The organism is Actinoplanes sp. KI2 (assembly GCF_025630775.1).
Lineage (GTDB): Bacteria > Actinomycetota > Actinomycetes > Mycobacteriales > Micromonosporaceae > Actinoplanes.
The window spans coordinates 182104-188109 of record NZ_JAOSZE010000017.1 but is presented as its reverse complement, the minus strand read 5'-3'; the positions used below and the strand labels follow the sequence as shown (position 1 = coordinate 188109).

At 68.1% G+C, this 6006-nt stretch carries 5 protein-coding genes and 1 pseudogene; 4 read left to right on the top strand and 2 right to left on the bottom strand.

The window, feature by feature from the left end; genetic code table 11:
- Nucleotides 1–92: 92 nt before the first annotated feature.
- The 4 genes and pseudogenes from ODJ79_RS19905 to ODJ79_RS19890 form a co-directional block, all read left to right on the top strand.
- Nucleotides 93–1259, top strand: a pseudogene (locus tag ODJ79_RS19905) (WXG100 family type VII secretion target); the annotation flags it as partial.
- Nucleotides 1256–1672 (top strand): hypothetical protein, encoded by a 417-nt coding sequence (locus ODJ79_RS19900; RefSeq protein WP_263024990.1) that lies wholly within the window; start codon nucleotides 1256–1258, stop codon nucleotides 1670–1672. The pseudogene ODJ79_RS19905 and the gene ODJ79_RS19900, both read left to right, overlap by 4 nt.
- Nucleotides 1665–1991: a hypothetical protein gene (locus ODJ79_RS19895; RefSeq protein WP_263024989.1), complete on the top strand. Its 327-nt coding sequence runs from the start codon at nucleotides 1665–1667 to the stop codon at nucleotides 1989–1991. The genes ODJ79_RS19900 and ODJ79_RS19895 overlap by 8 nt, the downstream gene beginning before the upstream one ends.
- Nucleotides 1992–2522: 531 nt before the next feature.
- A complete protein-coding gene (locus ODJ79_RS19890; RefSeq protein WP_263024988.1) occupies nucleotides 2523–3707 on the top strand; it encodes a cysteine--1-D-myo-inosityl 2-amino-2-deoxy-alpha-D-glucopyranoside ligase in 1185 nt (394 codons plus the stop codon).
- Between the two features lie 173 nt (nucleotides 3708–3880).
- Here the strand turns inward: ODJ79_RS19890 and ODJ79_RS19885 are convergent, their stop codons facing one another.
- Nucleotides 3881–4555: a hypothetical protein gene (locus ODJ79_RS19885; RefSeq protein WP_263024987.1), complete on the bottom strand. Its 675-nt coding sequence runs from the start codon at nucleotides 4553–4555 to the stop codon at nucleotides 3881–3883.
- 141 nt (nucleotides 4556–4696) lie between these two features.
- Nucleotides 4697–5614, bottom strand: coding sequence for a hypothetical protein (locus ODJ79_RS19880; protein WP_263024986.1), 918 nt, complete (start codon nucleotides 5612–5614; stop codon nucleotides 4697–4699).
- Nucleotides 5615–6006 lie beyond the last annotated feature (392 nt).

Sequence of the window (6006 nt, the reverse complement as noted above, 5' to 3'; positions counted from 1 at the left end):
GTCGGGAAAGTCAGACATTCCGCTTGTGAAGTCAGACGCCGCGCGATCGGGTAAGGGGGGATCCGGATGGCCGAGCTCGGCGAGACCCCAAGCAACTGGTGGCCGGCAACGCCGCCAACGTCACCGCCACGGCCCAGGCCCTGCGCACCCGGGCCGGCGAGTTGGAGCAGGCCGGCACCGGTCTGTCCCGGATCGACACCACCGAGGGGTGGAGCGGCCCGGCCGGTGACGCGTTCCGGGCCAAGTTCCACGGCCAGCCCCGTAGCTGGTTGACCGCGGGCGACTCCTTCGCGGACGCGGCGGCCGCGCTCGACACGTACGCATCGACGCTGACCTGGGCACAAGGGCAGGCGCAGCAGGCAATCAACGAGTGGAACGCCGCGCAGGCCGCGACCAAGCAAGCGCAGACGGAATATCAGACGTACCAACAGCAAGGAGGTACGCAGCCGTTCCAGGATCCGGGCGAGAGCGGGCGGGCCACCGCGAAGAAGACCCTGGACAACGCGCGGACCAACCTGGCGAACGCGGGCAACACCGCGGCCACGACGGTCGGAACGGCCCGCGATCGGGCGCCCGAGAAGCCGGGCTTCTGGAGCAAGGTCGGCCACGTCGCCGAGGAGATCGGCGCGGGCCTGGAGAACGCCGGCGGCGAGGTCGTCAACGCGTTGGCGTCCGTCGGGAACGCGATGCTGCACCATCCCGGGGATGTCGCCGAAATGGCCGGCGGCGCGCTCCTTACCGCCGTCAGTGTGGCCGGTGTCGGGGCCAGCGGCCTGCTGGACGCCAGCGTTGTCCTGTCGCCGGCCGGCGTCGCGCTCGGCGGCGTCTCCGTACTCGGGGTCGGTGCCGGAGCCACGATGGCGATGGCGGGCGCCCGCGACGTGAGCACGCACGCCGGCGGCGACGACGAGGTATCCCCGGCATCGACCGATCACACCGCGGGCGACGGCGCTACCGACCTGGGCCCGGACCTGACCGACGACGTTTCCCGCAACATCGCGAGACACGCGAACGAGGAAGCCATCCGCCCGGACGGGGACGGTACGCACTACGTCCGAGGTGTCAGTCAGGATGCCATGGGCGAGTATGTTGACGGCGTCCGGGACGGTGTGGTGCCCAACGTCGAGGAGCGGTATCTGAGAAATGGCCGGGTCGGGTACTGGGACCCGGACAAGGAGGCTGTCGTGATCGAGGACGGCGAGGGGGGCACAGTCTTCACCCCCAAGGAAGGCAAGGCCTATTTCGACAAGTTGAAGTGAGCGGAGGCCAGATGAGCCCCATGGTGACGTGTTTCGCGCCGGACGAGGTGGAGATCCTCGAGCAGATCACCGGCGAGGCGAACAACTTTGGCGCGGCACGACTCGAGCCGTACGGCTGCACGGTGAATGACGTGAACGATCTGGTCGCGGTCCTGCAGCAGAAGCCTCTTCCGCCGACCGGCGTCTGCTTCGCGTTCGTCGAGCCTGGCAGCCCAGTGGCCGAGGGTCAGCGGCCGCTGGACCTAGCCGTAGTGCGCTGGTGGAAGCCGGTCGTGGAGATGGTCATCAAGGGTCACAGCCCCAAGGAGCTCTACTACCGCACCGGCTTCGACTTCGAGGAAATCCGCGCGGCCGTCGAGCGAATTCCGACGACGCCACAGGCCGACCAAGTCGAGGAGGGCTCCGATGCCTGACGGCTTCAGCGTCGACCTCGGTGCGCTGGAGGAAGCGGCAACCGGAGTGAACTTCACGATCAACGCCATTCGGAAGACCAAGGTCGACAAGCTGGCCGGGCAGACCGGCGACTACGGCCACGACCACCTGGCCGAGACGGTCAAAGACTTCTGCGACCGCTGGGAGATCGGCATCGAGCACCTGGCGAAGGACGGCATGGAAATCGCTCAACGCCTGACCGACAGCGTCCGCGACTACGTGGCCGCCGACGACGCGGCCAAGGGCCGCATGGACGGCGTCTTCACCAAGCCGACCGGCCCCGACCCCGCAGCGCCCTGACGGTCGGCCCGCCGACAGCCCGATGCAGGAAGCACCCGGGATCACGAAGGCGCCGATCGACGGAACTTATCGTCGTGCGCTCCCCGCAACGGCCGCCGCCACCACTACCTGCAGCCGCATCTGGGACGGATCGTTGCGGTTGCAGGGTTCGTCTGGTGGGAGCTGGCGGGAGGCGGCACCACGGTTCGAGTCCGGCCGGTCACCGTCATGCGGGCGCGCCGACGCGGGAACGTCGGACCTGCTCGCGGCGTTCCCGGCGGAGCGCTCCGTCGGTAAAACGGGGCCCTCCGATTCGACTCCGGGCGAGGCCTCCACCCGTACGTGCCATCCACTGTGAGCGACGCAGATGGGCGCTGGAGCCCGCCGCCTCTCCTCCGGGCGGGTCGCTCGGAGATCCCGCACGCCGGCGCGATCCTGCACATCGACTGGTGTGGCGACGGTAACGCACGGTCCGGACTTGCCGCATATCCTGTCCGAGCCGGCTGAAGACCGTTGGCCTCGGCCAAACGAAACCCAAGGAGAACGCTCGGTATGCGCGTGTACTGCACGGCAGCAGGCGATCTGGTTCCGCTCGAAGCGAAGCCTCGTCTGACCATCTACGTCTGCGGTCTCACCCCGTACGACTCCATGCACCTCGGTCATGTGGCGCTGCTTCTGCTCTACGACGTCCTGGCCCGCCGGTTGCGGTCGCTCGGCTCCGAGGTGGTCCTCGTCCGTAATGTCACCGACGTGGACGACCCGCTGCTGGAACGGGCCCAGGAAGTCGGCGTCCCCTTCTGGGAACTGGTGAACGGCGAGATCGCCCAGATGAGTGCGGACAACGCGACGCTCGACCTGCCGGCCACCGTGGAGCCACGCGCCTCGGAACACATCGAGGACATGGCCGCCATGGTCGGCGAGCTGCTCGACAAGGGCCTGGCGTACACGGTGGACGGCTGGACCTATTTCGCCGTCGACACCGATCCCGAGTTCGGACGACTGTTCGGTCTGAGCCTGGACGAGCGCATCCGGCTGGCCCGTGAGCGTGGCGGCTTCCCGGACCGGCCCGGCCTGCGCAATCCACTGGACTTCGTGCTCTGGCAGCCGTCGCGGCCGGGTGAGCCGGAGTACGAGACGGCGCTCGGCCGCGGCCGACCCGGCTGGCACATCGGCTGCTCCGTGATGTCACGGAAGCACCTCGGTGACCATATCGACGTGCACGGCGGCGGTGAGGATCTGATCTTCCCGCACCATGAGTGTGAGGCGGCGCAGAACCGCAGCGTGGCGGACGGCTCGGCGGTCTCCATCTGGCTGCATGCGGTGCACGTGGCTTATGACGGTTACAAAATGTCCAAATCGCGCGGCAACATCGTCCTGGCTCGCACCGTCCTTGCGGAGCGCGATGCTCGCGTCCTGCGCCTCGCCGTCCTCAGTCGTTACCACCACAGGCGAGGATTCGAGTGGCACAACGATTTCCTCGACGACGCCGAGAGCCTGCTCGACCGCCTGATCCAGGCGCGAGCTCAGGGCCGCGGGCCCGGCGGCGACGAGTACGCCGTCCGATGTCTCGACCGCATCGACGACGACCTGGACTTCCCGGCGGCGGTCGGTGTCCTGGCGGAGTGGGCCACGACGATCCTCGATGATCCAGCCGGCTGGAGCGGGGATCGGCTGGCCGAGGTCGCGGAGGTTCTCGGGCTCGACTTGAGCGCTCCGCGCACCTCGCCGCGCCGCTGAGCCGAGCACCCCGCTGGCCGCTGAACCCTCCTCCGCGCCGTGAGAGCGGCGCTGAGCGGGGTTCAGCGGCCGGCGTGAGGGTTCAGCGGCCGGCGTGAGAGAGCGAAATCAGCCGCGCCGTGGAGGAGTCGAGGTCGCACCCGCGGCCGTTGCTGGGCGATGCGCGGCGGCGATCATCCGCCGGACCGGCTCCTGGCGGGCGAGCTGAGGGCCGGCAAGCCGTGATTGGGGATCCGGAACACGCGCCCATTCGTAGCGATCAGCGGCTGAATCATGAGATCGACGCCCGCGAGGAACGCTATCGTGCCGATTCCGGCCGGGCCGCCGAGCAGCACTCCCAGGCCCAGGAGAGTCAGCTCGATGACGCCTTTTCCGATCCAGAAAGGCAAGTCCAGCCGGCGTTTCGCAGTGATGGCCACGAGATCGATCGAGCGAATTCCGAATCCGCTCATGATGATCAGCGCGGAGCCGTAGGCGCACAATAGCGTGGCGAGTACGAGCAGGAGTGCCGGCGGCAAACCGGAGCCGCGCATCCAGTCGACCCGCCGCTCGATGTCGATGATGGTGCCGCAGAGGAAGAACGTCAATATCGGCGACAACGGTGGCCGGCGACGGGTCCAGACTCCCACGATGAGCAGGCAAACGATCGCGACCAGGGTTTGCAGGATACCTACCGTGAGGTGCACGTGCCGGAGCACGCCCAGCGCGAAGGTGTCCAGCGGGTCGGTGCCGAGATCAGCGTGAATGAACAGGTAGGCGCCGATCGCGAAGGACAGGCAGCCGGCCAGATAGCTGCCGATGGTGTGGGGCGTCAGATACTTCGAGCGCGGCAAGTTGACTCTCGTCACGATTATCCCCCGTGCGGTTGAAGGTGACCCACTGGATGGCAAGCGTCATTTATCCCGCGCTTCTCCTGCTTGATCAACGCGGCTTCATATACACGCGAGCGAATTGGAAACGGCAACGTCGCCGATCCGGTTGCGGTTGGCTCAGGTCGCGCAGAACTGTTCGAAACGGCGGAATCGCCCGGAGCCGAGGAACTCACGGGTGGCCTCGGTCAACCTGTCGACATCCACTTCTCCCCAGCTCGCCGCTCCCTCGCCGGCCGCGTACGCCGCCGACAGACCGTGCAGCAGCAGGCAGTAGCAGAGATCCCGGTCCATCCAGATGGCCCGATCTCCACCCAGCGGGAGGGCTCCCTTTCCAGCCCAGGAGCGCTCGGCCAGCGGCGTCCAATACCGCGCCAGCGGTGCTATGGATTCGGCGATCAGGTCGGCCGGCACCTCGGCGAAGTAGCCCGCGGCCAAGCGCCGAAAGGCTTCGATCGCCGCGGCGGGATCGTCGGTCACTCCGGGCAACATCAGCGCCGCGGCCAGCCCGAAGACGCCACTGGCCACGTCACGGAGCACCTCGACCGGCCGCCGCGCCTCGCCGACGATGGTCAGGGTTTGCGTCGAGTCCAGGTCGGTGAGGAAAACCTGCCCGCTCTCCGGTGCTATCCCCCAGTTGTCGACCGACCCGGAGTGCCGGAAGAACCCGGCCTCGGTGAACAGGCGCAAGGCGGCACCATAGCCGGCCGCGAGTTCCGCCATGGTGTCGATGAGCGACCGTCCCCGGCGTACCCGTTCGATGTATTCGCGGTCGTCGGCGGTCAGCCGTTCGGGTGCGCGGAGAAGAGTGTCCGCACGCTGGGGCCACGCGGTGGGCACCAACGTCGCGACCACGGCGAAATTCTCGCCGTCGCCGGTCGGGAAGCGCAGCGGCGGATCGATCAGCTGGTAGACGCGGACCGGACGCACGACGTGGGGATCCAGCCGGGACATGCCCAGTGCGGTGTTGAACTCCCGCATCGCTCGGTCGACCGTGATGCCCCCGAGCGGCGCGGGCGCGCTGTCGACCACCCGCAAGCGGCCGGACTCGCAGATCCCGACGTGGCCCCTGGGCCGGGTGAAAGATTGCGAGCTGGGCCGATCAACGGTCGGGCTCCTGCCGTCCCAGTGCCCGATTCCCTTGAGCTTCAGGGATCCATCGCCCAGGGGCAACCACGCTGTGCGGCCGGCCCGGGGAAAGCTGCACCTGTCGAGAGTCGTGCGGGCGGCCTCGTCGGCTCGTTCGATCACCGACGGCGCAACCATGCCCTGCGGCGCTGTGGCCGCCGGTTGCCAGCGGAGGCCTGTCGTCATCGGGTGGCTCCTCCTTGTGGGTCGAGAGCGTCGGTCAGACGTGGATGGGCGGGCCGGCGTGATCGAACAGCGGGCTTCGCCACCTCGATGCGTACCGGCCGATCCAGGCGATGAAC